Source organism: Lentzea sp. NPDC036949 (assembly GCF_055608075.1).
The window spans coordinates 12,281-38,017 of sequence record NZ_JBVJRA010000028.1; the positions used below are offsets into that span (position 1 = coordinate 12,281).

The 25,737-nt window shown below is 69.5% G+C and carries 32 protein-coding genes; 19 read left to right on the forward strand and 13 right to left on the reverse strand.

The features are described from left to right. Window positions 1-81 precede the first annotated feature (81 nt). The 6 genes from ACZ7CD_RS39160 to ACZ7CD_RS39185 all read left to right on the forward strand — a co-directional run bounded on the left by ACZ7CD_RS39160 (window position 82) and on the right by ACZ7CD_RS39185 (window position 5,742). Window positions 82-2,388: a family 49 glycosyl hydrolase gene (locus ACZ7CD_RS39160; protein ID WP_470380949.1), complete on the forward strand. Its 2,307-nt coding sequence runs from the start codon at window positions 82-84 to the stop codon at window positions 2,386-2,388. A gap of 297 nt (window positions 2,389-2,685) precedes the next feature. Next, the gene (locus ACZ7CD_RS39165) at window positions 2,686-3,393 is read left to right on the forward strand and encodes a hypothetical protein (protein ID WP_470380950.1); all 708 of its coding nucleotides are present in this window, start codon (window positions 2,686-2,688) and stop codon (window positions 3,391-3,393) included. A gap of 162 nt (window positions 3,394-3,555) precedes the next feature. After that, window positions 3,556-3,876 carry a hypothetical protein gene (locus tag ACZ7CD_RS39170; protein ID WP_470380951.1) on the forward strand — a complete coding sequence of 107 codons (321 nt, stop codon included), beginning with the start codon at window positions 3,556-3,558 and terminating at the stop codon, window positions 3,874-3,876. Beyond that, window positions 3,873-4,292, forward strand: coding sequence for a DoxX family membrane protein (locus tag ACZ7CD_RS39175; RefSeq protein ID WP_470380952.1), 420 nt, complete (start codon window positions 3,873-3,875; stop codon window positions 4,290-4,292). Before ACZ7CD_RS39170 ends, ACZ7CD_RS39175 begins: the two co-directional genes overlap by 4 nt. A gap of 302 nt (window positions 4,293-4,594) precedes the next feature. After that, window positions 4,595-5,017, forward strand: a complete 423-nt coding sequence (locus tag ACZ7CD_RS39180) for a DoxX family protein (protein WP_470373849.1) — start codon at window positions 4,595-4,597, stop codon at window positions 5,015-5,017. Between the two features lie 59 nt (window positions 5,018-5,076). Beyond that, window positions 5,077-5,742, forward strand: coding sequence for a lytic polysaccharide monooxygenase (locus ACZ7CD_RS39185; protein WP_470380953.1), 666 nt, complete (start codon window positions 5,077-5,079; stop codon window positions 5,740-5,742). Between the two features lie 275 nt (window positions 5,743-6,017). Here the strand turns inward: ACZ7CD_RS39185 and ACZ7CD_RS39190 are convergent, their stop codons facing one another. The 3 genes from ACZ7CD_RS39190 to ACZ7CD_RS39200 form a co-directional block, all read right to left on the reverse strand. Further along, window positions 6,018-6,959, reverse strand: a complete 942-nt coding sequence (locus tag ACZ7CD_RS39190) for a Leg1-related protein (RefSeq protein ID WP_470380954.1) — start codon at window positions 6,957-6,959, stop codon at window positions 6,018-6,020. Window positions 6,960-7,076: 117 nt separating this feature from the next. Next, window positions 7,077-8,219 carry an oxygenase MpaB family protein gene (locus ACZ7CD_RS39195; RefSeq protein ID WP_470380955.1) on the reverse strand — a complete coding sequence of 381 codons (1,143 nt, stop codon included), beginning with the start codon at window positions 8,217-8,219 and terminating at the stop codon, window positions 7,077-7,079. A 157-nt stretch (window positions 8,220-8,376) separates the two neighbouring features. Then, window positions 8,377-9,780, reverse strand: a complete 1,404-nt coding sequence (locus tag ACZ7CD_RS39200) for an FAD-binding oxidoreductase (protein WP_470371923.1) — start codon at window positions 9,778-9,780, stop codon at window positions 8,377-8,379. 261 nt (window positions 9,781-10,041) lie between these two features. On the opposite strand from ACZ7CD_RS39200, the gene ACZ7CD_RS39205 reads away from it, so the two are divergent. The 3 genes from ACZ7CD_RS39205 to ACZ7CD_RS39215 all read left to right on the forward strand — a co-directional run bounded on the left by ACZ7CD_RS39205 (window position 10,042) and on the right by ACZ7CD_RS39215 (window position 12,219). After that, entirely contained in the window at window positions 10,042-10,338 is a 297-nt protein-coding gene (locus tag ACZ7CD_RS39205; RefSeq protein ID WP_458432158.1) for a hypothetical protein, read from the forward strand. Next, the gene (locus ACZ7CD_RS39210) at window positions 10,335-10,973 is read left to right on the forward strand and encodes a hypothetical protein (protein WP_360401993.1); all 639 of its coding nucleotides are present in this window, start codon (window positions 10,335-10,337) and stop codon (window positions 10,971-10,973) included. The genes ACZ7CD_RS39205 and ACZ7CD_RS39210 overlap by 4 nt, the downstream gene beginning before the upstream one ends. A gap of 352 nt (window positions 10,974-11,325) precedes the next feature. Beyond that, complete coding sequence (locus tag ACZ7CD_RS39215; RefSeq protein WP_360396492.1) at window positions 11,326-12,219, forward strand: fibronectin type III domain-containing protein; 894 nt, start codon at window positions 11,326-11,328, stop codon at window positions 12,217-12,219. A gap of 109 nt (window positions 12,220-12,328) precedes the next feature. Here ACZ7CD_RS39215 and ACZ7CD_RS39220 read toward each other — a convergent pair whose 3' ends face one another. Both ACZ7CD_RS39220 and ACZ7CD_RS39225 read right to left on the reverse strand, forming a co-directional pair. Beyond that, entirely contained in the window at window positions 12,329-12,676 is a 348-nt protein-coding gene (locus ACZ7CD_RS39220; RefSeq protein WP_470380956.1) for a hypothetical protein, read from the reverse strand. Window positions 12,677-12,700: 24 nt separating this feature from the next. Next, window positions 12,701-13,597 carry a hypothetical protein gene (locus tag ACZ7CD_RS39225; protein WP_470380957.1) on the reverse strand — a complete coding sequence of 299 codons (897 nt, stop codon included), beginning with the start codon at window positions 13,595-13,597 and terminating at the stop codon, window positions 12,701-12,703. A gap of 60 nt (window positions 13,598-13,657) precedes the next feature. Here ACZ7CD_RS39225 and ACZ7CD_RS39230 point away from each other — a divergent pair, with 60 nt between their 5' ends. After that, window positions 13,658-14,143, forward strand: a complete 486-nt coding sequence (locus ACZ7CD_RS39230) for a DUF6301 family protein (protein ID WP_470380958.1) — start codon at window positions 13,658-13,660, stop codon at window positions 14,141-14,143. After that, complete coding sequence (locus tag ACZ7CD_RS39235; protein ID WP_470380959.1) at window positions 14,140-14,955, forward strand: TY-Chap domain-containing protein; 816 nt, start codon at window positions 14,140-14,142, stop codon at window positions 14,953-14,955. Before ACZ7CD_RS39230 ends, ACZ7CD_RS39235 begins: the two co-directional genes overlap by 4 nt. A gap of 312 nt (window positions 14,956-15,267) precedes the next feature. Here ACZ7CD_RS39235 and ACZ7CD_RS39240 read toward each other — a convergent pair whose 3' ends face one another. After that, a complete protein-coding gene (locus ACZ7CD_RS39240; protein ID WP_458432165.1) occupies window positions 15,268-15,528 on the reverse strand; it encodes a hypothetical protein in 261 nt (86 codons plus the stop codon). A gap of 58 nt (window positions 15,529-15,586) precedes the next feature. Between ACZ7CD_RS39240 and ACZ7CD_RS39245 the strand changes: the two genes are divergently transcribed. Further along, window positions 15,587-15,919 (forward strand): VldE C-terminal domain-containing protein, encoded by a 333-nt coding sequence (locus ACZ7CD_RS39245; protein WP_360396502.1) that lies wholly within the window; start codon window positions 15,587-15,589, stop codon window positions 15,917-15,919. Here ACZ7CD_RS39245 and ACZ7CD_RS39250 read toward each other — a convergent pair. Together ACZ7CD_RS39250 and ACZ7CD_RS39255 are read right to left on the reverse strand one after the other, a co-directional pair. Further along, window positions 15,909-16,775, reverse strand: a complete 867-nt coding sequence (locus ACZ7CD_RS39250) for an alpha/beta hydrolase (RefSeq protein ID WP_470380960.1) — start codon at window positions 16,773-16,775, stop codon at window positions 15,909-15,911. The genes ACZ7CD_RS39245 and ACZ7CD_RS39250 overlap by 11 nt on opposite strands. Next, window positions 16,772-17,998, reverse strand: a complete 1,227-nt coding sequence (locus tag ACZ7CD_RS39255) for a metal-dependent hydrolase family protein (RefSeq protein ID WP_360396506.1) — start codon at window positions 17,996-17,998, stop codon at window positions 16,772-16,774. The genes ACZ7CD_RS39250 and ACZ7CD_RS39255 overlap by 4 nt, the downstream gene beginning before the upstream one ends. Window positions 17,999-18,050: 52 nt before the next feature. On the opposite strand from ACZ7CD_RS39255, the gene ACZ7CD_RS39260 reads away from it, so the two are divergent. From ACZ7CD_RS39260 to ACZ7CD_RS39270, 3 genes are all read left to right on the forward strand, one after another. Further along, window positions 18,051-18,626 (forward strand): TetR/AcrR family transcriptional regulator, encoded by a 576-nt coding sequence (locus ACZ7CD_RS39260; RefSeq protein WP_470380961.1) that lies wholly within the window; start codon window positions 18,051-18,053, stop codon window positions 18,624-18,626. A 340-nt stretch (window positions 18,627-18,966) separates the two neighbouring features. Further along, complete coding sequence (locus ACZ7CD_RS39265; RefSeq protein ID WP_470380962.1) at window positions 18,967-19,605, forward strand: AAA family ATPase; 639 nt, start codon at window positions 18,967-18,969, stop codon at window positions 19,603-19,605. Window positions 19,606-19,613: 8 nt separating this feature from the next. Next, on the forward strand, window positions 19,614-20,300 hold the full coding sequence (locus ACZ7CD_RS39270) for an aminoglycoside phosphotransferase (protein WP_470380963.1): 687 nt from the start codon (window positions 19,614-19,616) through the stop codon (window positions 20,298-20,300). Here ACZ7CD_RS39270 and ACZ7CD_RS39275 read toward each other — a convergent pair whose 3' ends face one another. The 3 genes from ACZ7CD_RS39275 to ACZ7CD_RS39285 all read right to left on the reverse strand — a co-directional run bounded on the left by ACZ7CD_RS39275 (window position 20,301) and on the right by ACZ7CD_RS39285 (window position 21,804). Next, entirely contained in the window at window positions 20,301-20,579 is a 279-nt protein-coding gene (locus tag ACZ7CD_RS39275; protein ID WP_458432170.1) for a hypothetical protein, read from the reverse strand. Window positions 20,580-20,735: 156 nt separating this feature from the next. Further along, window positions 20,736-21,422 (reverse strand): DUF5984 family protein, encoded by a 687-nt coding sequence (locus tag ACZ7CD_RS39280; RefSeq protein WP_470380964.1) that lies wholly within the window; start codon window positions 21,420-21,422, stop codon window positions 20,736-20,738. 70 nt (window positions 21,423-21,492) lie between these two features. After that, window positions 21,493-21,804: a hypothetical protein gene (locus ACZ7CD_RS39285; RefSeq protein ID WP_360396516.1), complete on the reverse strand. Its 312-nt coding sequence runs from the start codon at window positions 21,802-21,804 to the stop codon at window positions 21,493-21,495. A gap of 64 nt (window positions 21,805-21,868) precedes the next feature. Between ACZ7CD_RS39285 and ACZ7CD_RS39290 the strand changes: the two genes are divergently transcribed. Then, complete coding sequence (locus ACZ7CD_RS39290; RefSeq protein WP_470380965.1) at window positions 21,869-22,648, forward strand: DNA-formamidopyrimidine glycosylase family protein; 780 nt, start codon at window positions 21,869-21,871, stop codon at window positions 22,646-22,648. Window positions 22,649-22,717: 69 nt separating this feature from the next. On the opposite strand, the gene ACZ7CD_RS39295 is transcribed toward ACZ7CD_RS39290, so the two are convergent. Further along, on the reverse strand, window positions 22,718-23,245 hold the full coding sequence (locus tag ACZ7CD_RS39295) for a hypothetical protein (RefSeq protein WP_470380966.1): 528 nt from the start codon (window positions 23,243-23,245) through the stop codon (window positions 22,718-22,720). A 100-nt stretch (window positions 23,246-23,345) separates the two neighbouring features. Here ACZ7CD_RS39295 and ACZ7CD_RS39300 point away from each other — a divergent pair, with 100 nt between their 5' ends. Beyond that, window positions 23,346-23,639: a hypothetical protein gene (locus tag ACZ7CD_RS39300; protein ID WP_360396520.1), complete on the forward strand. Its 294-nt coding sequence runs from the start codon at window positions 23,346-23,348 to the stop codon at window positions 23,637-23,639. Between the two features lie 81 nt (window positions 23,640-23,720). Here ACZ7CD_RS39300 and ACZ7CD_RS39305 read toward each other — a convergent pair whose 3' ends face one another. Then, window positions 23,721-23,984 (reverse strand): GlsB/YeaQ/YmgE family stress response membrane protein, encoded by a 264-nt coding sequence (locus ACZ7CD_RS39305; protein ID WP_360396522.1) that lies wholly within the window; start codon window positions 23,982-23,984, stop codon window positions 23,721-23,723. A 237-nt stretch (window positions 23,985-24,221) separates the two neighbouring features. On the opposite strand from ACZ7CD_RS39305, the gene ACZ7CD_RS39310 reads away from it, so the two are divergent. Both ACZ7CD_RS39310 and ACZ7CD_RS39315 read left to right on the forward strand, forming a co-directional pair. Next, window positions 24,222-25,397, forward strand: a complete 1,176-nt coding sequence (locus ACZ7CD_RS39310) for a SpoIIE family protein phosphatase (RefSeq protein WP_360396524.1) — start codon at window positions 24,222-24,224, stop codon at window positions 25,395-25,397. Beyond that, on the forward strand, window positions 25,394-25,735 hold the full coding sequence (locus tag ACZ7CD_RS39315; protein WP_360396525.1) for an STAS domain-containing protein: 342 nt from the start codon (window positions 25,394-25,396) through the stop codon (window positions 25,733-25,735). Before ACZ7CD_RS39310 ends, ACZ7CD_RS39315 begins: the two co-directional genes overlap by 4 nt. Window positions 25,736-25,737: the final 2 nt, after the last annotated feature.

Here is a 25,737-nt window from a genome sequence, read left to right on the forward strand (position 1 = left end):
TTCTGTGACGTCTGCGCTTCTGCGTCACCGGTGAATCCGGAATGACGTGCCCCTTCCCAACGATGAGAAGAGGAATTCGCCATGCCCGCAGCAAGAATGAGCCGACCGGTGGCATTTGCCGCCGGTCTGGTGCTCGCCCTGATCGGCGTCGTCGCGCCGACCGGGGCGAGCACGGGGACGCCCCCGGCCCAGGCCGCCGCCGTCTCCACCGCCGACAGCGAGCAGCTCAAGACGTGGTGGCACGACAACCACGAGTTCAACACCAGCAGCCCGGTGGCCGGTGACAAGGTCAGGCGCTCGTCGTTCTACGACGTCCAGGTCGCCACCGCCGTGGCGCCCGCGACCAAGTACGACTCGTTCCCGTACATGAGCATCGCGCGCAGCGGGAAGGGCAAGATCGGCTACACCAAGGAAGACGGCGCCGAGTTCTCCTCGGCGGCGAACCTGACGATGAGCTGGTCGTCCTTCCAGTACGCCACCGACGTGTGGGTCGACGTCTCCCTGCGTACGGGCCAGACCATCTCCTCAGCCGACCAGGTCAAGATCAAGCCGAGCAGCCTGGACTTCGCCAAGCAGCTCGTCGACAGCGACACCGTGCGCATCAAGGTCCCCTACAGCACGGCGGGTCACCGCTTCTCCGTCGAGTTCGATCCGCAGCTGTACACCGCGTACAACGACATGTCGGGGCCGGCCACCGACGCCGGCAAGCTCACCACCGAGTCCGGTGGCGGCAACCGCGCCATCCACACCGAGCCCCGCAACTCCATGATGATCTTCGCCGAGCCGGCACCCGCCGGGGCGGAGCGGGACCGGCTGATCCCCACCGCGGCCTCGGGGAGCACCTACTACCCGCCGCAGGGGCAGGTCACCAACCTGAACACGATCAGCGAGGAGATCGTGTACTTCCGGCCCGGTACCTACTACATGACCTCGAAGTACCACGCGCTGCTGCCCAAGCAGGTCAAGTGGGTCTACCTGGCGCCAGGGGCCTACGTGAAGGGCGCCATCCGCTTCCCCGACGACAGCCAGGGCCTGTACAAGGTGACCGGCTACGGCGTGCTCTCCGGTGAGCAGTACGTCTACGAGGCCGACACCGCCAACAACTACGACCACCTCTCGGGTGCGTCCAACTGCCACTCCACCTGCGTGAAGATGCTGCAGTTCGCCTCGGCGCAGGGGCGGCAGCAACACCTGGACCTGCAGGGCGTGACCATCAACGAGCCGCCCTACCACTCGTTCGTCGTGTACGGGGACGAGCAGACCTTCAGCATGCGGGTCGAGAACTACAAGCAGGTCGGCTCCTGGTACTGGCAGACCGACGGCATCGAGCTCTACCGCGGCAGCACCATGAAGAACACGTTCTTCAACGCCAACGACGACGTGCTGAAGATGTACCACAGCGACGTCACCATCGATAACACCGTCATCTGGAAGAACGAGAACGGCCCCGTCATCCAGTGGGGATGGACTCCGCGCAACATCGACAACGTCCGGGTCAGCAACACCCACGTCATCCACAACCGGATGTACTGGAAGGACGTCAAGTACAACACCTGCATCCTCAACTCGTCCTCGCACTGGGAGAACATGGGCTCGACCACCACGGCTGACCCCGGCACGTCGGTGAAGAACATGACCTTCGAGAACATCACCGTCGAAGGCATGACCAACTGCGCGATCCGCGTCTTCGCCCTGTCGAGCACCGAGAACATCCACATCAAGAACCTCAAGATCGGCGCCTGGAGCCAGCTGGACCCCTCCTCCCAGGTCAGCCTGCTCAAGCGGTACAGCAACAGCAGCGGGCAGAAGGTCACCCTGGGCAACGAGGCGCGTGACAGCCGCGGCCTGAAGCTGGAGAACTACACCGTCGGCGGCACCGTCATCGACAAGGCCGGCTCCAACTGGGCCGCGGACAAGCTCGGCCGGATCGGCTTCGACGCCGAGACCTGGGACAACTGGAACGCCTGGGGCCCCGGCGGCAACAACCCGGGCCCGGATCCGGCCACCGGCGGCAGGATCGTCAACGGAGCGACCGCCCAGTGCATCGACCGCGCGGGCGGAGGCACCGCGAACGGCACCGCCATCCAGCAGTGGACCTGCGCTGACACGCTCACCATGGCCTGGGTGATCGAGGGGCAGCAGCTGAAGTCCGGCGGCAAGTGCCTGGACGTCGAAGGCGGCGCCACCGCCAACGGCACCAAGGCCCACCTGTGGGACTGCGGCACCTGGGACAGCCAGAAGTGGGCCTTCCAGTCAGGCGGCACGCTGAAGAACCTCAAGTCCGGTCGCTGCCTCGACGTCGAGGGCCAGAGCACGGCCAACGGCGCCCGCCTGCACCTCTGGGACTGCGGCACCTGGAACAGCCAGAAATGGACTCTCACCACCTGACGGTCCGCACGGTGGTCGCCGGCACACCAGTCCGGTGGCCACCGCCCTGTTCCGCACACTCGACAAGCGATCCGTCCCTGATTGGAGGATCGCCGAGTGAGCGTGCCTGGAACAACGCTTCCCTCGTAAAGCTCAGAAAAGAACATCGACAGTGGACTGATCGGGCAGTCTCATATTCGATGTTGACAGCAAAAAGATCGTTTCACTAACCTGAAGAAGCCGCCGCCACGGTGTTTCGGCCCCGGCGGGACACATTTCCCCCGGGTGTTTCCTTCCGATTCTGACGGAGGCACACCCATGAAGAAGTCGGCCAAGACGGCGTTATCCGCAACCGGGGCCGCCGGCCTCGCGTTGTCCGCGGCGTTCATCGTGTCCTCGCTGTCCGCGAGCGCGAACGCCGTCGCCGTCACGTCCCCCGTGAGCGCAGGACCGGCGGCCCACGGTCAGCAGTACCCGGATGGTCCCTCCTCCGTGGACGGCTCACCCCTGGAGCGGTGCCGCCGCGGCACGGACTACGCCGTACCGGGCCGCAACCCGGTCCTGGACGAGTCGCTCAACACCGCCTTCACGAGCAACGTCGGCCTGTCGGTCAAGGTGCAGCTCGAAGGCGGCACCTCCTACGGCAGCCGCAAGCTGATCTTCACCAACACCGGCAACGCGCCCGTGCACACCGACTGCCTGGTGCTGAAGTTCCGCGCTCCCTCGGGCTCCGTCGACCACCACTACCGGGCGTCCATCCAGTACGGACACCCGCAGCAGGACTACGTCGAGGTTCCCCGCGGCAACGGCGAGTCGCACTACATCATCCGGTTCGGTTTCCACGACGTGCCGCTGGCCGACCGCACCATCCCGGTCGGGCAGACGTGGACCTACGAGCTGGCCGGCTCCGACCAGGGCTCCATGAGCCTGGAGGCGACGCGTGACTCCGTCGAGGTGCTGGCGGACATGAACGTCGGCGGCAACGACTGGATCTCCCAGTACGGCACCAAGCGCCTGGGCAACTGACGCCAGGCGGGGGAGCGGTCCCGCAACGGTGCGGGGCCGCTGCCCGGCCACCCCGGGAGGATCCACATGAGAACCCTTGTCTGCCTTGCCCTGACCGTCGCGGCCGCTGCCGGATGCGCGCCCGGCGGACCCGACCACTCACACCACCATCAGCACCACGCGATGACGGCGCAGGACGTCGCGCTGCTGCGCGGGGTCGCCACCACCTACCTCGGCTTGCTCTCGGGCGGCGACCCGGCCAAGGCCTGGGACATGTGGACCGCCGAAGCACAGCAGCGCGATCCCCGTGACGTGTTCGTCGACCGGCTCGCGCACTGCGAGCTCGGAGTTCCCCACGAGGTGCTTGGCGTCGTCGCCGACGGGCCCGACGTCGTCCGGGTCTCCTGGCGGCGCGGCCAGCGCACCGGCGAGCACCGGTTGCGCTCCCGCGAGGGACAATGGCGCGTCGACCCCGCCGACACCAGCACCTGCGGTGCGCCGTGATCACCCGCGCGGTGACGCTGCTGCGCGGCTCGCTCGGCCTGGTGTTCGTGTGGTTCGGCGCGCTCAAGGTCGCCGACGTGACACCAGTCGCCGACCTGGTCGCCCGCACCGTGCCCTGGCTGGACCGCGACCTGCTGCTGGTCGCACTGGGATCGGCGGAGATCGTGCTCGGCGCGGCCCTGTGGCTCGGCCGCCGGCTGCGGTGGGTCGCGGGAGTGGCGCTGGCCCACCTGCTCGGCACGTTCCTGGTGCTGGTCGTCCAGCCGCAGGCGGCGTTCCAGGCGGGCAACCCGTTGCTGCTCACCACCGAAGGCGAGTTCGTGGTCAAGAACCTCGTCCTGATCACCGCGTGCCTGGTGCTCATGTCCGCGGCTCAACCACAACCGTCCGAACCTTTGATCGGCGCACGGAAATAGACCACGACGAGGTGGCACGTGCGACCCGCTGGCGTGAGGGCCTACCGGTTCGTGGTGATCGCACGCGAGCCAGCTCGTGGTTGCAGTCCGGCACACCTGCCTGAAGCAACGAGGACACCCTGCCGGGCCCGAACCGCGCAGGGGTGAGCGGGGTCGTCGGTGGCGGCCTGCGACCCCGCTCCGCAAGAGCGGTGGCGTCGTCACGGACAACCGTGCACGACGCCACCGTGGGCGGCCCTGCCGCCTGCTCACCAGCCGTTCGCACCTTCCCGCGACGGCGCTCACCGCAGAAGGGAACCACCGTGGAACTGACGGCCGACCACCGGCAGCTGGCACTGAGTCTGTTCAGGTTCGTCGTGGGGCTGCTCTTCGCCTGTCACGGCGCGGCCACTCTCTTCGGCGTGCTGGGTGGACCGCACGGAGGCCGGACACCCGGCTTCGCGCACTGGCCGAGCTGGTGGGCCGCGGTCATCCAGCTCGTGGGCGGCGCACTGGTGCTGCTCGGGCTGGTCACCCGCGCCGCCGCGGTCGTGTGCTCCGGCTCCATGGCCTACGCCTACTTCACCGCGCACCAGCCCCACGGCCTGTTCCCGATCGAGAACGGCGGCGAGCCGGCCGCGCTGTTCAGCTGGGCGTTCCTGCTCCTCGCGGTTCTGGGCCCCGGCCGGTGGGCGCTGTCCGAGCTGCTCGCCCGCCCGCAGACCGGCACACGCCAAGGGAGGTGATCGCCACAGCACACGCCCCGGTGGGAACAGCACACATCGACTACACGGAGGACTGACCCATGCACGTCACCCTTTCGGCGCCCCGACGCCGGACAGCCCTGCACATCGCCGTGCTGCTGTCCGTCGTCGCCTCGCTCATGACCTTCCAGCCGACCCGCGCCTCGGCACACGGCACGGTCATCGACCCGCCGACCCGCAACTACGGCTGCGCCACCCGCTGGTCCGGCCCCGACGCTCCGGGCATGCAGGAGCAAGACCCCATGTGCCACATCGCGTGGCACCAGAGCCCGGACGCGATGTACAACTGGAACGCCCTGTACGCCAACAACCTGGGCGAGGACCTCGAGCGCGTCGTTCCCAACGGCCAGATCTGCAGCGTCGGTCGCGCGGAGATGGGCCGGTACGGCCCGATGGACAACCCGGGACCGTGGCGGATGACCAAGGTCGACAGCACGTTCACCGTCCACGTCCAGGACGTGGCCCGGCACGGCGCCGACTACCTGAAGATCTACGTCACCAAGCAGGGCTTCGACCCGGCCACGTCGACGATCAGCTGGAACAACCTCGACTTCGTCAAGCAGACCGGCAGGTATCCGGGCCAGCTCGACTACAGGACCGAGGTGAACACCTCCGGCTACACCGGGCGCCACGTCGTCGTCACGATCTGGAAGGCCTCGCACATGGACCAGAAGTACTTCCTGTGCAGTGACGTCGACTTCGGCTGATCTCTTCCCTCCAGGAACCGCGGCCCTTGAGGACACCCGTTCTCGAGGGCCGCGGCCGACCTGCCCACCACTGCGGTTACGCACCGGTTGACCACCTATGCCATTGGCTTGATCGTCAAGCTTGGCGGCAGCCTGAGGGGGAGATGCGCTGGCACGCTACCGTGACGACTTGTCGAGCGGCACAGGCCGGAATCCGATCCGGCGAGGGCTCAGTCCCGCCTGTACCCGCGCTTCGACGGCCGACACCCGCCGACTCCGGCGTGCTGGTGCGGCGGTCAGGGGCGCAGCAGGTAACCGAGCATCGCGCGGCGCTCGGCGACGTTGCCCGGCTTGGGGTTGAACACCGCGTCGAGCAGGGGCAGCACCCGGTCACGGGCTTCGCGGGTGCGCATGACTCGCCTCCACAACAGCAGGTTGAGGTTGTAGCGCCACTTCGAGGTGGTCGCGAGACTGAGGATGTTCACGACGTTGCCGCGCGTCTTGGGCGGCAACGCATCCACGTCCTCGGGGGTGGCGAGCAGGGATTCGGGCAGCACGTCGAGGCCGTGGGCGGTCATGAAGGTGAAGTCGGTGGGCCAGGCTGCTGCCCACAGGTAGTCGACCATCCGGCACCAGCCGCGCAGGAAGCTGATCTCCAGGTCGGGCCAGGGAGCGGTGTCGACGCCGGCGAGCACGTCGACCACCACGTCCAGGGATGTCTTGTGCGCCTTCCACAGGGCCAGGCGTGCCGGTTCGGGGTCGGTCAGGTCACCCCGGCTCACGAGGGAGAAGTAGGCGTGCCAGTCCTGCACCGCCGGGGCGAGCTCTTCCGGGACGGTTCGGCCTGTCACGTACCGGAACCGGGAGCGGGCCGGCGGGTCGGCGACCGGCAGGTCCGGCACCACTCCGGCGGCTGCGGCGCCCAGCCACGGGATGACGCTCAGCGTGTAGTTGCCATAACCCCACGGCGAGTCCGGGTCGATCCGCCCGTTCTGCCGGGTGCCGACGCCGAGCCGATCCGTGCGGAACTGCCATTGGTGCTGGAACATCAACCCCCACAACGGGTTGTGCCGGTTGTCGGCGCCGAACCGGCCGCCCGCGTTGGTGTTGTCGATCATCATCCGGTAGGCGGCCATCCGCTGCTCGAAGGAGAACGGGTCGAACACCTCTTCCAAGTCCCGCGCCGTTGACCAGACCGAGTACAGGTCCAGCGCCGCCAACTCGTCCGGATGAGCCATGACCGCAATCCTCCACGATGAGCCGGCGGCGAGAGTGCGGCCCGACCTGCCGGAGTGCCAGAGCCTGTACCGACCGAACCCGCGCACGACGTAGCGGGTCTACCGGTCAGCGCCTTGTCATGCCCGGTCCGCCGCGGTGGGCACAGGCGACCGGCCATCGGCTTCCCACCGCTCACGCAGGTCCGCGGGGATGGTGAGGGTGGTGGACTGGCCGTTGGTGAGGTTGCGGACGCTACCTCCGAGGAGGATGGCGCCGGCGCGGTCGAGGATGGTGGTGGCCAGGGCGCTGTTGTCCTCGGCGCGCTCCAGCGCCCGCACCAGGCGGGTACCCGCGCGCACGACACCGGCCCAGCCGCGGGACTTCGGCACCTCCATCCAGTCGGCGACCTCGGGGTTGACGACCTGGCGGATCATGGCGGCGACGATGCCGTCGAAGATCTTTCCGGGGAACAGCTTCTCGTAGAGGTCGAGCAGGTGCCGGGTGAGCACCACGCCCTCCGGCGACGGCCCGTAGACGGACTCGACCAGTGTGGCGCTCAGCTCGCGGGCGTCCTCGATGGACTCCGGCACGGCCTCGGCGGGAATCCCGAGCATGGCGCCCGCGGCACGCCACACGTAGTAGTAGTCCTGCGCCTCCTGCTCGGTGACGGAGATGCCCATGCGGCGCATGCCCTCGATCACCTGGACGGAGAAGATGAGCAAGGCGCCGACCATGTCCTGCTGGCACACCGGAACGCCGTCGGCGGCGACGTCCCAGCGGCCAGAAGCGGTGAGGAAGTGGCGCACGGCGGCGTGGATGAGACGCGTCTTCTGGATGGTGGGCACGAACGACCCGCCAGAGCCGAACGCGTCACGGCCCATCATGTCCATGACGAACTGGGAGGTCTCCGACAGCCGCCGGTGGGGCTGGTTCAGGCCGTGGGTCAGGGTGAGCGCCCGGGACGCGCGGGCGTGGGCGTAGCAGTTGACCATCGCGCCGAACGTCAGCACGGAGGCGACGTGCACGCCGTCGTCGACGAAGAAGTCATAGGCCCGCGCCACCCGGTCGGCCTCCACCCACTCCGGCGGGTTGTCCGTCGCGATGAGGAACTCCCGCACCTGCTCGGGCAGCTGCTCGGGGATGGGCTGGTCATTGGCGCGGAAGTGCTCCAGCACCTCGTTGACCACGCCGACGCGGTTCGTGGCGACCAGGTCGGCGATCACCGCATCGGCCAAGGGGTCACCCTGGAACTTCAGGGCCTCGAACGCGGCTGTGTCCATCACAGGACTCCTTCACTGCTGAGTGATCACTACCTCACTCCTAGTACGCGCCGCACACCAGAACACGATCCGGTGAACGCAGCATCGAGAACAGCTACTCGCTGTAGGCACACCACATGACCGGGAGCAGTTCGCCGGTGTCGAAGCTGACCTGGGCTCAGCGCACCGACTGGGGGAATCGCAGCACGTGGTCCGGGTCGTAGCGGCGGGCCACGGCACGCAGCCGGCGCAGGTTGTGCCGGTACGACGTCTGCGCCCAGTCCTCCTGCAACGGGTCGAGGTAGTTGATGTACGTGCCGGTGCCGATCAGGTCAGCCAACGCCTTCTGCGCCTGGTCCACCTCACGCGTGACCTGGTCGGGCGGCAGGCTGCCGACGGAGCCGAAGGCTTCGACGGACGTCGGTGCGCCGCGGTGCGGATAAGCCGTGTCCGTCGGCGTCCGCCGGTCGATCGCCCCGCCGAGCGCACCCAGGACGAGCAGCGCGCTGTCCATGCCGCGCACCGCGTCCGCCACCGCCGAAGGGGCGTGCCACCTGTCCACGATCCGCGACGACGCACGGAACGCGTTGCGGGTCGGCTGACCACCGGTCATGATCGCCGTCGCGGTCGGGTAGTCGACCTCGCCGTGCTCGACCGGCGCGTTGACGCCGACCGCGTCGAGCAGACGGGCGAGCTCCGCGAGCACCACACCCTCGCGCCCGATCCCGCAGCCGGACACGTCCACCGCGCCATTCGGCATGACCACGCAAGAGGTGGAGACCTCCTCGGGCAGCACCACGCTCCAAGGCTGCCAGCCGCCGAGCACGTCCGCCGCCGACCCGGCAGGGAACCGGACGCGGAACACGGTCAGCACCTCCGGCATCGGCGCGGTGGCGAACTCGAACGAGGTGACGACCCCGAAGTTGCCGCCGCCACCGCCGCGCAACGCCCAGAACAGGTCGGATTCGCGGTCCTCCGACGCGGTGACCACCCGGCTGTCCACCGTGACCGTCGTGGCGGCACGCAGTCTGTCGCACACGAGGCCGTAGGTGCGCTGCGTCCAGCCGAGGCCACCGCCGAGGGTGAACCCCGCGATGCCGACGGACTGGCAGTTGCCCAGTGGCAGGCACCGGCCGGCGGCCGTGAGCGCCGAGTAGACCTGGCCGAGGCGAGCTCCCGCGCCCACCACCGCGGTGCCGTCGGGCCGCACCTCGACCCCGGCCATCGGCGCGAGGTCGACCACCAGGCCGTTGTGCGGGGTGGAGTAGGCGGCATAGCTGTGCCCACCGCCGCGGGCGGCCACCCGGACACCGGATCGGCGTGCTTCCTCCAGGCAGTGCTGCACGTCCTGCGGACGCACGCACCGGGCGATCGCGGCCGGCCGGTGGTGGTCGAACAGCGAGTTGAACGGCAGCCGCGCGGTGTTGTAACCGTCGTCACCGGGCAGCAGCAGCTCACCGTCCAGGTGAGCGCGCAGCCGAGCCCAGCGCGGGGGGCGTGCGTTCGCGACTGCCCCATCGCCGAGGACCGCCGCAGCCGCCGCTCCCGTCCAGCGCAACACTTCCCGCCGCGAAACCGCCACGCCGTCACCTTCCCGGTTCTGGGTGAATCCAACACGGGATGCAGCCAAGGCAAATCCGCTGTTCGGCGGCCGTTGGGATCGAGCACGCCGGCCACCTCCAGCAGCGTCTCCGCGATCCCCGGCGGGTTTCAGCCCGTTGAACCGCTGCGCCATTCGCGCACCACCTGAGCTGAACGGGTGGGATTCCCTCAGTCGGGTAACGACGTCGACTACCGGGACGACTGCCGGTTGACACTCCGTCCGCCGATCGAGGGATGCCCGATGGAGCTGAAGGAACCGGTGGCCACGACCGCGAAGGTCGAGGCCACCAAGGCAAGTGCAGTCAAACAGCCGACTGCCGCGGAGACCAAGGAGCGCGAGGCGTTCCGGGCCGTGCTGCCGTCGAAGGCGGAGTTCACCAAGGCGGTGCTCGCCAACCTGGAGAAGGACCTCAAGGCCGCGCTCGCCGCTGACCCCGACCTGAAGGGCGTCAGCAAGGAAGACCTGGCGGCGTGGGTCGCCGCCGACGTCGACGAGGCCTTCGCCGCGATGGCCAAGCCCGGTTGGAGCGAGGCATGACCGCCCTCATCCCGGCCGCGAGCCGCCTCGCGGTGCGCCGGACCGTGTTCGACAGCGTGTGGCTCACGGCGCGCCGGTACCAGCCGATCGTGCTGATCCGCCAGCAGTTCCCGGTGTTGCCCCCGTACGCGTTCGACGAGTTCCGGTCATGGGTCGACGCCAGCAGGCCGATGGTGTTCGCCGAAGGCGTCAGCGCCTGGTTGTCGAGCTGGCTCGCGACCCCGGCCACGCCGGCCCCGACCACCCCGGCGGGTCCTGGCGGCGGACGGCGCCGCGTCAACGCCAAGCACCTGCTGCCGCACGAGGTCAAGCGGTTGCTGGACAACAACGCGGACTACGTGTGCCACCGCACCGACAACGAGGCGGCGGGCACGTGCCGTGAGCCGGTGTACGGCGTCACCGAGCAGCACCTCAAGAAGAACCCGACGGCGCCCGACGGCGTGTGGGCAGTCATCGGTGTGAGGGGCTTCCAGGACTACGGCAGGTACCTCGTCATCTACCCCCGCTACAGCGGGGGCCGCACGTGGCGGCGGATGGACCCTCCCGCCGTCCTCTGCGAGGTCGCGCAGCTCGACCCGGACGACGCCATCGGCTGGTGCACGCAGGAGGACCTCGACGAGGCGCTGACGCTGTGACCAGCCCGAGCCGGCCTTCCGTGCCGAACGGGTAGGACGGCTCCGCAGGCCGCCGAAACGCGGTCGTCGGCGACGAGGACGTCCTCGTCGCCGACGGCACGACTGCGGTGATCAAGCTTTGAGAAGCACTGGGCGGTCAACCCGTACCGTGATCTCTGCGGGATCAAGTCCATTGAGGACAGTTGAAGCACGTCCAATGCAAGAGTTGCTTCCGATCTGCTTCCACTCCGTGCTGCATTTCGGCATTGCTCGAACATCACCTCCGCCTTGCTGCGGCTGAATGGTCGACACGTTCCGACGTTGATGTGCGGGACACTGTCCGCGGTCGAGTGAACACGGAGAGGATGTAGAGGTGCGCAAAAGAGGGAAGCCACTCCGCATCACCGCTTTGTCGCTGGCATCTGCCCTGGCGGCCGTCGGGGTGCTGACGGGAGCCGCAACCCCGGCGTCGGCCCAGACGACCGCGGTGCGGATGGACTACACCTGCACGACCTCCTCCGGGGCGAGTGCCCGGATGACCGCGTGGGTCGTCGGCGGTCTGCCCGACGACGGCGCGGGCCCGAACACCATCGCCAGGCACGAACCCGCCTACATCGACGTGGACCTGGACCTGCGCGAGCTGCGCCCGGTCCTGACGATGGCCGGCGGGGTGCGCCTGGACGCCGACAGCACAGCGACGCTGGACGCGCACATCACCGGCCCGGACGGGACGCGGACCACCCGGGCCTCGTTCACCGTCGCGCCCACGTGGCTGACGACCACCCAGGGGGCCGCGGTGCGGGCCGCGGGCTCCTTCCCGGTGCAGTTCCTGACCACACCGGGCTACTACGACCTGCACGTGGACGACCTGGCACTGACACTGCGCCCTGAGCGTGCCGACGGCACTCCGGTCGGCACGGTCACCGCGTCCTGCTCGCACGACCCGGCGCAGAACGACCTGCTGGGCACCGTGTGGTCGCAGCCCGCCGTCTTCGAGCGGCCGCCGCGCCCGAGCGGGTTGCGGGTGGTCTCGACGACCCCGACGTCCGTGACGCTGGCCTGGGAAGCCTCCTCCTGGTGGAACCCGACCCTGGGCTACGAGGTGTACCTGGACGGAGGGCACACCGGCTTGGTCACCGAGAAGCAGGTCACCCTGACCGGGCTGACCCCCGACAGGCAGCACCGGGCGAAGGTCGTCACCACGGACGTGCAGGGCATCCGCTCGACCATGAGCCAGGGCCTGATCTTCACCATCCCGCCGGCCTGACACCCCGGCCCGCCGATCACGGGCCCGCGATCGGCGGGCCCTGATGCCGCGGTGCTCACCTGCGCCGTGCTCGCGGCACGCGCCTGTTCTGGGCCGTTCAGCTCCAGGATCAGTCGGTGAGACCGGGCAGGTGGTAGCCGGCCTGGTCGTCCCACTCGATCTCGTAGTCGTCGAGGGTGAACGTCCAGTCCGCGTCCGGCACGGCGTGGCGCAGCGCGGTGACCGCGGCCAGCCAGTGCACGAGCGACGGGACCGCCCGGTCGTCCGCGCCGGGCATCTTGGTCGACCCGTTGAGGACCGTTCCGGACTCCAGCTGGTCGTAGAGGAACAGTCCCTCTTCTTCCGCGGAGAACGGCGCGTTCGCGTTGTGGGTGTCGACGGCTTGGCCGACCGCCGTGACTTCGGCGTCGGTCAGCGGGGTCGTGCGGCGAGCCGTGTAGTAGAGGGAAACGCCCATGCGGGCCACCTTAGCTGGCTTTGATCACGAGTAGTCGATGTCCAGCTCGGCGAAGCCATGGGACCGGAACAGCGCCTTGCCGTCCTTCTTGAACGGGTTGCCGCAGTCGACGAACGTGACGCTCGCCAGGGTCGGGCAGTCCAGCAGCGCCTCGACGTTCACGATCCGCTTCGAGTTCAGGACGGTCAGCTGGACCAGGTTCGGCAGCGCCGGGAACACCGTGCAGTCGATCTCGGCACGGACACCGTTGAGGCGCAACGACTCCAGCGTGCTGATCTCGGCGAGCCGGGCCACCGGGAAGTCGCGTCCCGTGCCGCCGATCTCCAGCGCGCGCAGCGGTGCCACGAGGTGATCGACCACGTCGGTGTTCTTCAGGTGCACCAGCTCCAGGTGCCGCAGCGACGGCAGCGCCGCGAGCTGACGCAGCACAGCGGGGTCACCGGACACGTTGGTGCGGAGGAACTCGAGTGGCGGCAACGGGTCGACCACCTGGGGCAGCCGCGGCGTGGTGTAGGAGCTGACCCACATCAGCGCGCGCAGCGCCGGCAGGGCGGTGTCGGCGGCGAGGGGGACCGGAGGGGCTTGGCCGTCGGCGTTGCCGATCACCAGTGACGTCAGCGTGGGGGACGTCAGGTGCGTCACGAGCGGCGCGGGCAGCGTCAGCGACTCCAGGTTCACCAGGTCCGGCAGGTAGGCGGGCAGCACCGCCTTGCGCAGCTGGGCCTCCGTCGGGCACAGGGCCAGGCTGTGCACCCGTGTCATGTCCTCGGGCCGTGGCCGGCCCCGCCACGGAATCCGGACGGCGCCGTCCTCGGTGTAGTGATCGCACTCGTCGGCGTTGCCGACGCAGAGGCCTCCGTCGCCGCGGAGCGGGCCGAGGTATCGCTCGCGGCTCGCGCTGAAGGGGTCGACAGCTGTCATGGCGGGCATCATCCACCGTGAGGTCGTCGCGTCCGATGAGGACCGTGCGAAGATCGGAAGGTGAGCTGGAAGGCGATGACGCCCGTCGAGGCGTGCGACCTCATGGACTTCTGGGAGGCCGCACCCTGGCCGCTCACGCGTGACCAGGTGCAGGAGCTGGCCGTGGAGTGGTTCGGGTGGACGATCGAGGTCGACGGCGGCGTCCCCTACCTCATGAACACGGTCTCCGGGTTCACCACCCCGGACGTGTCGACCATCGGCTCCAGGGGCGACCTGTCCTACCTCCAGCTCGACGTCGCGGACACGATCCGCGAGGTCACCCCCGCGTCGAGGCGGTTCCTCGGTGACGCCTACGCCCTGATGGTGCGCGAGGGGGAAACCCGCTGGGGCGCACCGGCGATGTGCGACTTCAAAGGCACGTCGTCCGCCACCTGGACCACCCCGTCCGGCGGGAGCACGTCGTTCAGGCTCGACCTGAGGGGGCTGCGCGCGATGTTCGAGACGCCGCAGGGCGTCGCGCTCGACCGGAGGGCCGGACACCGGTGAACGACCGCCTTCCCGCACCCGGACGGTTCGTCCGGTACCGCGACGTCGCCTACCGGCTGCTGCACTCGCCCGACAAGTGGTGGATCGCGTCGGACCACGCCGTCGACGAGTCGTTCACCAGGACGGGCCGCCGCTACTTCGTGAAGCACCTCGGGCCGGATGACGTGCTGGACTGCTACGACCTCGCCCGTCCCGGCACCTACCGCGGCCTGGCCGTCGAGGTCCTCACGACCACACCTCAGGCGTACGTGGTGACCACGCTCGACCAGCGGGCGGGCGCCGAGGGCTTCGCGAGGGCCGACCACCGCGGGCCGCTGGAGAAGCTCGTCGCGTTCGACGACCCGGAGCTGCGGTTCACCACCGAGCTCACGCCGGTTCGGGCGCCGTGGCAGATCGCGCACGCCTGGGAGCTGTTCGCCGAACGGCTCACCGACGCGCTGCGCGACGTGACGGACCGCGTGTTCCTCGTCATCCACGCGGCGGACGACCCGAAGCGGTACGTGCAGTTCGCGGCCGGGCCCGACCGCCTCGACGCGGAGGCGCCGGGCGCGGACGTCGTCGAGGACGCCCTCGAGTTCCTGCTGCGCAGGTCCGGGTGGGTCGAGCCCGGGGTCGCACAGCCCAACTGGACGTCGTCGCTGCGGCGGCCCGCGCTCACGGCCGAGTTCGCGCAGCTGGCGCGGCGGTGCGTGGTGGCGCTGAACAAGTCTTACGGGATCACGAGTCCGGACGACCTCCGGTACCGCGCGTGGCACGAGCCGGTGGGTGCGCAGACCGCCGCGGTGAAGCTGCCCGGGCTCGGGCTCGACTGATCACCGAGCGGCATGCCCCGGTGTGACCCGCCTGCCCGCGACATCCGGTGAGGACTGCAGGAAGTGATCATCCGTTCTGGCGCTACCGGAGCAGGCGAGGCCGGAAAGTTCCAATCGGGCAGCAATCCATCACGGAAGAGCGAGGCTGCCAACTGCACGGCTCACTTTCGGTAGCAGGGCGCTCACCAGGGGGAGTGTGAGGATCAACACTCGTCTGTGACGTTCCCGTGTTCATTTCGTAATGTGGCCGCTCGTGTGAGCATGCCCTGTCCTCGACGCAAGGTGTTCCCGAATGCCGGGCCGACATAGAACTCAGCCGACACCCAGCAAGAAGCTGCCCATCGCGGTCGCCGCCACCCTCACCGCGGGCCTGGTCGTGACCTTCTGGACGGTCCGCGGTTCCGACCAGCCGGTCGACCCGACCGGAGCGGCCGCCCAGCTGGGCGCCCCGGCGACCTCCGCCGGCCAGAGCTCGACGTCCCCGACGACGTCGACCACCGCGCCGACGTCCTCGGAAGCTCCGACCACCACCACGGTGCCCCCGGTGACCACGACGGTCCCGTTGACCACCACACCGCCACCTCCGCCGCCTCCACCACCCCCGCCGCCCTGCCCGACCACGTTGAACGGCGTGAAGCCGCACGTGGCGCAGGTGGGCCACCACGTCGGGGGCAAGTTCGGCGTCGACAACATCGGTGGCGCCGTCGGCCGCGGCGGCTCCGGCGACCACCCCACCGGCCTGGCACTGGACTTCATGGTCGACAACGCGACCGGCAACGCCCTGGCCGAGTACGTGCTGGCCAACCGGAAGGCGTTCGGCGTCACCTACGTGATCTGGCGGCAGCGCTACAACGACGGCAGCGGCTGGTCGATGATGGAGGACCGGGGCAGCCCCACGGCCAACCACATGGACCACGTGCACGTGTCGTTCCAGCCGAACGCGGTCGTCAAGGTCACCTGCTGAGCTCACCGGCTCGGCAGGTCCTGAGGTAGCTGAGGAACGACGACTGCAGGCCGGTCACGTGCGTTTCGCGCAGCACCTCGCTGGTCACGGCCGCGCCGCGGGCGGTGAGGTGGTGCAGGACGGTGGCCGCGTTCTTCGTGAGGTTCTGGTAGATCGGCACGGTGCCGAGGATCTCGCGGTCGTTGAACGTCAGGTGCAGCTCGGTCGCGGGCAGGTCGTCGCCCAGTTCCCGGATCCGGGCGAAGATCCGGCTGTCCTCACCGGCGACGCCGGGGCTGCCGGCCCCGATGCTCTCGAAGAGCGTGGTGCCGGTCAGCCAGGCGTAGAGGCTGAAGAGTCCGCCGTAGGAGTAGCCGAAGAGGCCGTGACCGCTCGTGGCCGTGCCGTAGTCGCGTTCGACGCGCGGGTGCAGTTCGTCGGTGATGAAGCCGAGGAACGCATCACCTCTCGTGTCGCGCAGCTCGTCGACGTAGGCGTCGGCCTGCTCGCGGGTCATCGCACCCGCCTGGACCCCCATCTCCACGGCGTCGAGGAACTCCTGGGCGACGGGCTCGCCGGGCGGCACGAGGTCCCTGTTGCGCAGCCGCGCCCAGTGCTGCGCGTCCTCGCCCGCGTAGCCGATGCTGACCTGGATGTACGGCTTGATCGGCTGCATGGGGTCCTGCTGCGTGACGATGAGCGGTGCTGTCAGGCCCACCGCCCAGTTGCCGTCGAGCACGTACACGACGGGCAGCTGCGCCGTGGCGGGGTCGTGGTTCGGCGGCGTGGTGACCCACACGCCGTAGTCGTGGCCACTGCTGGAACGCAGCTCGAAGTAGTCGGTGTCGGCGAGGCAGCCGTTCCACATGGTGCTCATCGGAGATCCTTCACAACACGTCCATTGTGGACGACGAGTACGGCGTTGGCGGGGTCGGCGAAGACGGCCGGGTCTTCGAGCGGGTTTCCGTTCCACAGCACGAGGTCCGCCTGCTTGCCGGGGGCGATGACGCCGACGTCGGGCAGGCCGATGATCTCGGCGTTGGTCTTCGTGGCCGCCACGAGGGCGTCCATCGGTGTCTCGAACTGTGCGCGCAGGCTGAGCTCCTCGCCGCGGCGGTCCTGGTCCGGGCCGATGAGGTCGGACCCCAGCCCGACCCGCACCCCGGCCTCCTTGGCGACGGCGAGCGCCCTGGCCATCCGTTCCCGCGCTCCCGCCACGCGCTCGCGGACCGCTTCGCCCAGGCCGGCGGCGGTGGGGTCGTGCAGCAGCCGTTCGACGACGGTGAACGTGGGCACGAGTGCAACCCCGTGGGCGGCCATCAGCTCCGCCGTCTGTTGGTCGAGATCCGTGCCGTGCTCGACGCAGCGCGCTCCTGCCTCGACCGCGTTGCGGATGCCGTCGTTGTTGTGGGCGTGCACGGTCACGTAAGTGCCGCGTGCCGCGGCTTCCTGCACCGCGACGGCGATCTCCTCGACGGTGAACTGGGTGTCGGTGAGCCGGTCGTTGCCGCCCACGACCCCGCCGGTCACGCAGAGCTTGAGGAACGACGCCCCGTGCCGGAACGCCTCACGCACGTTGCGCCGCAGCTCGTCGGCGTTGCCGGCCATCATGGACAGCGCGCACAAGCCGGGCACGTGGTGGCTGCTCCACAGCTCGGTGGGCTCCCACTCAGCGCCGTAGTAGCCGTGCCCGCCGGTCTGACACTGCACCGGCCCGCACGACAGCACACGCGGCCCCCTGACCTTGCCCTTCGCGATCGCGGCGACAACCCCGCCGTCGATCCCGCCGGTGTCGCGGACGGTCGTGAAGCCGGCGTCGAGCGCCTTGCCGGCCGCGGCGAAGATGTCCGCGGCGATCTCGGCGGCGCTGATCTGGAACGAGAACTGCGGCTGGATCGGGCTCGACAGCCCCAGGTGGACGTGCGCGTCGATGAGGCCGGGCGTCATCGTGAGCCCGTCGCCGTCGATCCGGTCGCCGTCGATCCGGTCTCCGTCGGCGGCGCCGATGATCCGGCCGTTCTCGACGGTGACGGCGCCCTGGGTCGGATCGCGGCCTGATCCGTCCACGACCGTGGCGCCCATCAGCTGGAAACGTCCCATCCGCCCTCTTTTCCACTGGATAAATCTCTTTTCCAATGGATAAACTAGCGGCGTGGTCCTGTCAAGCACCGGCGATGCCCGCGAGCGCCTCCTGGCGCGCCTCCTCGACGTGTTCGACGACGGTCTTCCGCCACCGGAGACGTCGCTGCGCGAGATCGCGGCCCGGACCGAGACCAGTCATGCGTTGCTGCGGTACCACTTCGGGTCGCTCACGGGTGTGCTGGCGGCGGTGCTCGGGGCGCAGCGGGCCCGTGACAACGAGGCGTTGTTCCGGGACGCGGCGCAGGGGACGTTCGACGACCTCGTGCGGGCCATCTGGCGGACGTACATGCGTCCGGAGCAGCTGTCGCGTGCGCGCGGGTTCTTCCACGTCGTGGGGCTGGCGGCGTACCGGCCGGATGAGTACGGCGAGTTCATCTCGTCGCTGGGGGACCTCACCGGGGCGTTGGCGTCGTTGGCGGAGCGGGAGGGGGCCGGTGCTGCGGAGGCGTTCACCAGGGCCACCGTTGTCGTCGCTGCGATTCGGGGGTTGTTGCTGCAGGAGGTTTTGACGCCGGGGGTGTGTTCGGAGGAGGCGGTGGCGTTGATCCTGGGGATGGGTGGGGAGCGATCCGGTCCGGAGGCCTGAACTCGGGTCAGCGTCGGCTCGCGTCAAGCGCTGCTTGTAGCTCGATCGAAGTAAATCTGCGCGATGTCCGCATTGGAGGACCTACAGGCAATACGCATGTACCGGCGGCGGCGTGCAGATGGTGCAATTCATCGAATGCGGGCCGAGCTGCAGCCCGGCGTGTCGGCCTGCGGGCAACTGCACGCCTACGGGAGTCTGCGCACCGGACTACCACTGATCGGAGGAACCCGATTTCATGCTCGCCCGTCGCGCCTACATCCCCGAGGAACTCCTGCCCACGGGCTCTCGGCGGGCATGGCCGCTCGACGTACCATGCGTCGCCCAGTTGGCTGAGGAGGGCATGTCCTTCGAGAAGCCGGTGACCTTCCTCGTCGGCGAGAACGGCTCCGGCAAGTCCACCCTCGTCGAGGCGTTCGCCGAAGCCTGGGGCTTGGACGCGCGCGGCGGGCGAGCCGGGCGCAAGTACGGCAACGACCGCCCGAAGACCGAGCTCGGCGAGATGGTGCGCTTCGAGACCACCGCGGCCGGCGTCCGGCACCGTTCCGGGACCCGCACGAAGCGCAAGGGCTACTTCCTGCGCGCGGAGACCGCCTTCGGGTTCATGGAGTCGGTCTCCGGCATGCGTGGCTACTGGGACGAGGACACCAGCGAGATGAGCCACGGCGAAGGGTTCCTCACCGTGTTCTCCGCGATGTTCCGCGAGCCGGGCTTCTACCTGATGGACGAGCCCGAAGCCGCCCTGTCGTTCCAGTCCTGTCTGCGGCTGGTGTCGCTGATGCACCAGCTCGGCAAGTCCGGCGCGCAGATCATCTGCGCCACCCACTCACCGATCCTGGCATCCACGCCGGACGCTGACATCATCGAAGTCGGCGACCACGGGTTCCACCGCACCAAGTGGGAAGACCTCGCTCTGGTCGATCACTGGCGCCGGTACATGACCACGCCGGAGGCATATCTGCGGCACGTCACCGAGAGCTGACGCGGTCGATGGACACCGGCCTGAGCGAGGCGGACGCCCGATACCGGGAGTGGATGCTCGACAACCTCCAGCGTGCCGCGGACCACTTCGGGCTCATCGTCGTCGGCGAGCCCCGGCGCGGGTGGGTCGACCGCTCAGTCGGAGCACCCGCCCGCCGAGATGAGCAGACGTACTGGCTGCGTGTGGTGTCCGAGGACGTGCGGTGGGCCGGTGGTGCGTTCTGGACGGGGAACGTCGACTCGAACGTGTTGACCGGTCTGGCGAAGCCACGTGTCCTCGACGTGTACGAGTGGGAAGAGGTGCGGCGTCAGCGCGCTGAGGTGTTGACGCTTCTTCCTGGTTCTCCGTGCTCTCGTACTGACGCGTTGCGCGACTGCGTCGACCTGCCCGACGCGTGGTGGGCAGAGCTCCGGCGAACGATCGACGTGGTCGCGGCAACGCCGACGGACCGGGTCGGCGTCGGCCAAGACCTCGTCACCACGAGGATTCGGCACCGGTTCGGCGACGGCATCTCCACGGAGGTCTCGGCGTGGGAGACGGTGCATGGCGACTTGCACTGGAGCAACCTGATGCAGCCCGAGTTCGGGCTGCTGGACCGGGAGATGTGGGGGAGAGGACCCGCGGGGGTCGACGCGGCGACGCTGCTCCAGGCGCGGCGATCAGTGTTCTTGGCGTCCGCGACGAGATGGTCCTGATCACCCAGGTCGGTCGACTGGGAACAGCTGGAGGTGCCACTGCTCGTCGGCCCCTTCCCGGAACTTGATCCCGAGGTGGAACCGTCTCCAGGGCAGCGGGATCTCCCAGCGTTCCGTTCGGCCGAGCTCCACTTCGGTCACGTACACGTGCGGTGTGTTCCAGTCGAACTGCAGCTCGGCTGTTGCGGTCCAGCCATCCACGTCGCCCGGCGGGCGGCTGTCGAGCACCTCCACGACGACCTGGACCTCACCGTGTTCACGCCCGGCGAGCAGGTGCACCTGCCCATCGCCGCGATCGTCGATGAAGTTCTCGATCTCCTCGGCTCGACCGGTTCAGGGCAGCTCTTCGGCCTCGAAGAGGAAGCATCCGTGGGCCACCCACACGCTTCCTTCGAAGCGGGACATCACGTTCACCGCGCCCTTCCCGAACACCGGCTACTCCGTCGAAAAGATACGCGCGACACCTTCGCGAACCGCCGCCCAGCCCGTGCCGGGTGTCCGCCGCAGGGCAGCGGCCATCGCTCCCGAACGCTGCTGGTGTTCCCGGCGGAGCTGCTCCAGGTCGAGCTGGACGTCCGCGGCCACCCCACCGGCCTCGACCTCCGCGATGCGCCGCTCCATCGCGACCATCAGCTCCCGATCGAACGTCTCCACCGCCTGCAGGAACGACTCGGTGGGCACGCTCACCCGTCCCCGCCTCGGCACGGTGCAGTCGACCCCGCTGTCGACGGGATGTCTCCAGTCGACGGTGATCGTGTCCTGGTCGGCCACCGATCGCCACCAGAGGATGCTGGGCCCGGCACGCAGGTAGCTGGTGTTCATGAAGTGGCCGCTGTACCAGTCGACAGCCGCTTCCTCGTCCGCCCCGGGCCAGGCGTCTCCGGTCAGGTGCCCGACGAGGTCCGCGGGCACCGGTTCCAGTGCGGAGGGCAGTACTTCCTGGATGTCCTCCCACAGCCGGACGACGTAGTAGTCGACCGGCGAGGACCGGTGGTGGAACAGCTTGTGCCCGTCCACCTCGATCCAGTAACGGCCGTCGGTCAACGCGAACCAGTGCAGGCGGCGCTCACCCCACGGCTCCACATCGGACAGTGGCGTGAGCTGGAAGTGGAAGCGGATCACCTCGGCAGTGTGCTCACCGCGTGGCCCCGGTGTCGAACGACTTCACCGCGGACCGGAGGGCCGGCTGTGCTCAGGCGTCGCGGCGTTCCAGTTCCTCCAGGCCGTCCTGCCAGCGCTGCTCGCGTTGGAGGGCGGTCTGCTCCCACCACGGGGTGCCGCGCTCGCCGAGGGCGACCTTGGCGAGCTGGACCCGTGCGCGGGCGTCGTGCTCCGCCTCGGGGTCGTCGGTGCGGTGGGCGGCGCTGATGTCACGGCGGGCCTTCATGAGCAGGCTGCGCAGGCGGGCCGCGGGCTCGGGTGGGATGTCGGGGTCGGTGGCCCGCCAGCGCCGCCCGTTGATGATGACGAAGTGCCCGTCTGGCGTGTGCTCCGGCTCGGCCATCGCACCAGGATCGCACCGTTCGGCCTGCCGGGCGTGTTCAGCGGGGGTGGGTGATGATGGAGCGGTGGCGGAGGGCGACAGCGTGGCGCGGATCGCGGCACGGCTCGACACCGCCACGGCCAGGATGTTGATCGTCCACAGTGATGTACGGCATCCCCGTTTCGCCACCGTCGACCTGGCCGGGCAACGCATTCTCGACTGGCGTGCGCGGGGCAAGCACCTGTTGTGCCGCACCGACGGTGGGCTGACCGTCCACTCGCACCTGCGGATGACCGGCTCCTGGTCGGTGCTGCGGCCGGGCAAACGGCTGCCCGCGCGGGTGATGCCCGATCTGCGGATCGCGTTGCGCCTCGACGACGGCCGCACGCTCGTGGGAGTCGCGCTGCCGGTTCTGACCGTGCTGAGGACGTCCGACGAGCACGCGGTGGTGGGGCACCTGGGTCCGGATTTGCTGGGCACCGACAGCCTCTCCGCCGGTGCGGAGCGGGTCGCGGCGGCCGGGGGAGCGGCGATCGTCGCGGCGCTGCTCGACCAGCGCCGGGTGGCCGGGCTGGGCAACATGTGGGCGCAGGAGCTGCTGTTCCTGCACGGCGTCGATCCGTGGCGGGCGGCCGATTCGGTGGATGGCCTGGAGGTGTTGCTCACCGATGCCCGGCGGCGGTTGCGGCACGCGGTGCGCGAGAACCCCACGCAGAACACGACCAGCAGGCCGCGGCCCCGGCATTGGGTCTACGGCAGGGCTCGGCGTCCGTGCCTGCGTTGCGGCACACCGGTCGCGTTCCGCCCGGCCGAGCTCACCGCGCACGGCCGGGAAACGTGGTGGTGTCCTGTCTGCCAGGTGTGACGGGCACGTCCCGCCGGCTGGTCGGTGACCCGGAAACCTTGGCACACCTGGTGGACCGGTTCACGAACGTCACCGGCTGCCGCGGGGGAGTGGGCCGACGTCGGCGTGGCGGCCTGGGCGCAACGCGGCGTGGCGCTGTCCGGGGCCTGGGCCGGAACGGGCGGCCAGCGCGTCGGCGACGACACCGGTGATGAAGGCGTAGACGGCCTTGTGCAGCAGGTCGACCGCCAGTTCGCCGCGGGGCCAGGTGGGCGGGGGAGCGCCGACACCCGTTGCGTTCTCGAGGATCTGGTCGTTGGTCAGCCGGACGACCGTGAACTTCGCCGAGGCCCACGGTCCGCGCAGGCCGGCGTGTGCCATGACCGAGCGCAGGACGCCCAGCAGCACGCCCTGGCCGAAGTGCATCGCCAGGTTGACCGGCACCGGCTGCCTGCCGCCGGGTCGTTCCCGCATGCCCGTGAGGCGTTGCAGGACCCGCGCCGGCACGTGGGAGTCCGGGCGGCCGGTCAGGCGCTGTTCCACCTTCTCGCCCACCGTCATCACCAGCACTCCGGCGGTCCCCGCGACCAGGCCCTCCCACAACGCGCGTTTCATCATGCCGCGTCGAGTACCCGGCGAGGGGCGACCTATCCGCGGCAGGTTGAAGGCGGCGGCGCCGGGTATGAGGTTCGCAGGACGACGTCGAGGGAGGCTGCTGATGACCGCCATGCCCGCGGTGGCCGCGTCGAGCAACTGGCGCGACGAGGACGGCACCCGGTTGCCGTCGGGTGACGTGCACGCCTGGTGGCCGGGGCAGAACCAGACGCTGTGCGGTGTGCCGTTGCACCGCGCGCGGCTCGACCGGTTCTCGCACGTGCTGTGGGCCGACGCGGTGTGGATCAACGACACCGGAGGGGAAGGCACTCCCGCGATGGCGATGTGCCCGCGCTGCACGGCGGCGACACGACCGAAGCGGACCAGGCGCGCCGACCGCACGAGGGCCCGTCCCTGACTCAAGCGGCAGCACTTGGTGGGCACGGCGAACGGCCCCGGTCACCGCGTGGGTGGCCGGGGCCGTTCGAGGTTGCGGCTATCAGCGCACGCTGCTGCGGCTGCGGCCCGAGATGGCCTCCGCGACACCGATGAGCAGCACCGAGGCGATCACCGCGACGATGAAGCCCAGCACGTTGAGCTCGAAGATGTCGCCGGTGCCGAGCAGGTTCGCGATGGTGCCGCCGATGACGGAGCCGACCAGGCCCAGCAGCAGCGTCGCCACGATTCCGAGGTTCTGCTTGCCGGGCTTGATCAGTCGGGCGAGCGCGCCGATGATCAGTCCGGCGACGATGAACCCGATCACGTCAGCCTCCTGAAGTCGATTCTGTTGCCCACCTCGGCTACCCCGGCGCCGCGCCGCCCAATCACAAACGACGATCACGTCACTGTCGCACGGCACGCCCGCGAGCAGGCCCGCGCGCCGCCGGTGCAAGTGGCAGGATCGTCGGGTGAACGTCGTCAGCGGGTGCAACGTGGTCGTGACCGGCAGCGGGCTGGTGGTGCCCGCCGCGGCGATCGCGGCTCACGTCGGAGGCCGGTGATGACCGAGTACGAGGACAGCCTCGAAGACCTCTACGACAACGCACCGTGCGGGTACGTGTCCACGTTGCCCGACGGCACCATCGTGAAGATCAACGCGACGCTGCTGCGGTGGCTCGGCCGTGAGCGGGACGCGGTGGTGGGGCGCGTCAGCTTCAGCGACCTGCTCACCGTCGGTGGGCGGATCTACTACGAGACGCACTTCGCGCCGTTGTTGCAGCTGCGGGGCGAGCTCGGTGGTGTCGCGCTGGAGCTGAGGGCGGCCGGGGGCACGCGGCTGCCCGTGCTGCTGACCTCGACCGTCAAGTCCGACGCCGGCGGCAGGGCGCGGTTCATCCGGACCACGGTGTTCGACGCGCGGGACCGGCGCGCGTACGAGGAGGAGCTGCTCAGGGGCCGCGACCTCGCCGAACGTGAACGCGACCGGGTGCAGCGGCTCGCGCGGACCCTGCAGCAGACCCTGCTGCCCCCGGCCCTGCCGGTGGTGCCCGGTGTGCAGGCCGCCGCCTACTACCACCCCGCGTCGCTGGACCAGGTCGGCGGCGACTTCTACGACCTGTTCCCGTTGCCCGGCGACACGTGGGGGTTCTTCCTCGGCGACGTGTCCGGCAAGGGCGAGGACGCGGCCGTGGTGACGTCGCTGATCCGGTACACGCTGCGCGGGGCGGCGGTCTACGACCCGGACCCCGTGAGCGTGCTCGACCACCTCAACACCGTGCTCTACCAGGCTTCCCAGGGCATGTACCCGCGGTTCTGCACGGTTGTGTGCGGCAGCATCCGCCGCGACGGCGACGCTGCGGTGATGACGGTGGCCGGTGGCGGGCACACGCCGGCCGTGGTGTTCCGGGCGGACGGGACGTCGTCGTTGCTGCACCTGCGCGGCGGACAGCTGGTCGGCGCGCTGCCCGAGGCCCGTTTCGTGGTCGCGGAGCTCCGCCTGGAGCCGGGTGACGCCATCCTGCTCTACACCGACGGCCTCACCGAGGCGCGGACCGGCGCCGACAGCTGGTACAGCGAGGAGGACCTGCTGGACGACCTCGCCGGCCTGGCACCGGCGACCGCGCCGGACGTGATCGCCGCGGTGAACCGGCTGCTGGACGCCCTGGGCGACGGTGTCGAGGACGACACGGCCCTGTTGGCGTTGAGCGTTCCCGCACGGGAGGGTGGTCGCGCGTGAACGACTTCTCGGTGACCGTCCGCACGGTGGCGGCCGGTGTGGTCCTCACCATCCGGGGCGACCTCGACGCGCACACCTCGCCCGGTGTTCTCGCCCGCACGGGTGAGCTCTCCCTGTCCCGCGGGCAGCTGCTCGTCGTGGACCTGTCCGGGCTGCGCTTCTGCGACTCCAGCGGCATCTCGGCGTTCATCGCCGCCAGGAACCTCGCCGTCGGCGCTCAGGCCGACGTCGTCCTGGTCGCTGTGCCGCGACAGGTCCTCCGGGTGCTCGACGTCGTCGGTCTGGGCGCGCTGTTCACGGTGCGCTCCAGCGTGGAGGACGCGCTCTCGGGCCGTTGAGC

What these genes read in the sequence shown, in the direction of transcription:
- ACZ7CD_RS39160 (WP_470380949.1), top strand. Translation starts at nt 82, where the DNA reads ATGCCCGCAGCAAGAATGAGCCGACCGGTGGCATTTGCCGCCGGTCTG.
- ACZ7CD_RS39165 (WP_470380950.1), top strand. Translation starts at nt 2,686, where the DNA reads ATGAAGAAGTCGGCCAAGACGGCGTTATCCGCAACCGGGGCCGCCGGC.
- ACZ7CD_RS39170 (WP_470380951.1), top strand. Translation starts at nt 3,556, where the DNA reads ATGACGGCGCAGGACGTCGCGCTGCTGCGCGGGGTCGCCACCACCTAC.
- ACZ7CD_RS39185 (WP_470380953.1), top strand. Translation starts at nt 5,077, where the DNA reads ATGCACGTCACCCTTTCGGCGCCCCGACGCCGGACAGCCCTGCACATC.
- ACZ7CD_RS39190 (WP_470380954.1), bottom strand. Translation starts at nt 6,959, where the DNA reads ATGGCTCATCCGGACGAGTTGGCGGCGCTGGACCTGTACTCGGTCTGG.
- ACZ7CD_RS39195 (WP_470380955.1), bottom strand. Translation starts at nt 8,219, where the DNA reads ATGGACACAGCCGCGTTCGAGGCCCTGAAGTTCCAGGGTGACCCCTTG.
- ACZ7CD_RS39205 (WP_458432158.1), top strand. Translation starts at nt 10,042, where the DNA reads ATGGAGCTGAAGGAACCGGTGGCCACGACCGCGAAGGTCGAGGCCACC.
- ACZ7CD_RS39210 (WP_360401993.1), top strand. Translation starts at nt 10,335, where the DNA reads ATGACCGCCCTCATCCCGGCCGCGAGCCGCCTCGCGGTGCGCCGGACC.
- ACZ7CD_RS39220 (WP_470380956.1), bottom strand. Translation starts at nt 12,676, where the DNA reads ATGGGCGTTTCCCTCTACTACACGGCTCGCCGCACGACCCCGCTGACC.
- ACZ7CD_RS39225 (WP_470380957.1), bottom strand. Translation starts at nt 13,597, where the DNA reads ATGACAGCTGTCGACCCCTTCAGCGCGAGCCGCGAGCGATACCTCGGC.
- ACZ7CD_RS39250 (WP_470380960.1), bottom strand. Translation starts at nt 16,775, where the DNA reads ATGAGCACCATGTGGAACGGCTGCCTCGCCGACACCGACTACTTCGAG.
- ACZ7CD_RS39255 (WP_360396506.1), bottom strand. Translation starts at nt 17,998, where the DNA reads ATGGGACGTTTCCAGCTGATGGGCGCCACGGTCGTGGACGGATCAGGC.
- ACZ7CD_RS39265 (WP_470380962.1), top strand. Translation starts at nt 18,967, where the DNA reads ATGTCCTTCGAGAAGCCGGTGACCTTCCTCGTCGGCGAGAACGGCTCC.
- ACZ7CD_RS39270 (WP_470380963.1), top strand. Translation starts at nt 19,614, where the DNA reads ATGGACACCGGCCTGAGCGAGGCGGACGCCCGATACCGGGAGTGGATG.
- ACZ7CD_RS39285 (WP_360396516.1), bottom strand. Translation starts at nt 21,804, where the DNA reads ATGGCCGAGCCGGAGCACACGCCAGACGGGCACTTCGTCATCATCAAC.
- ACZ7CD_RS39295 (WP_470380966.1), bottom strand. Translation starts at nt 23,245, where the DNA reads ATGATGAAACGCGCGTTGTGGGAGGGCCTGGTCGCGGGGACCGCCGGA.
- ACZ7CD_RS39300 (WP_360396520.1), top strand. Translation starts at nt 23,346, where the DNA reads ATGACCGCCATGCCCGCGGTGGCCGCGTCGAGCAACTGGCGCGACGAG.
- ACZ7CD_RS39310 (WP_360396524.1), top strand. Translation starts at nt 24,222, where the DNA reads ATGACCGAGTACGAGGACAGCCTCGAAGACCTCTACGACAACGCACCG.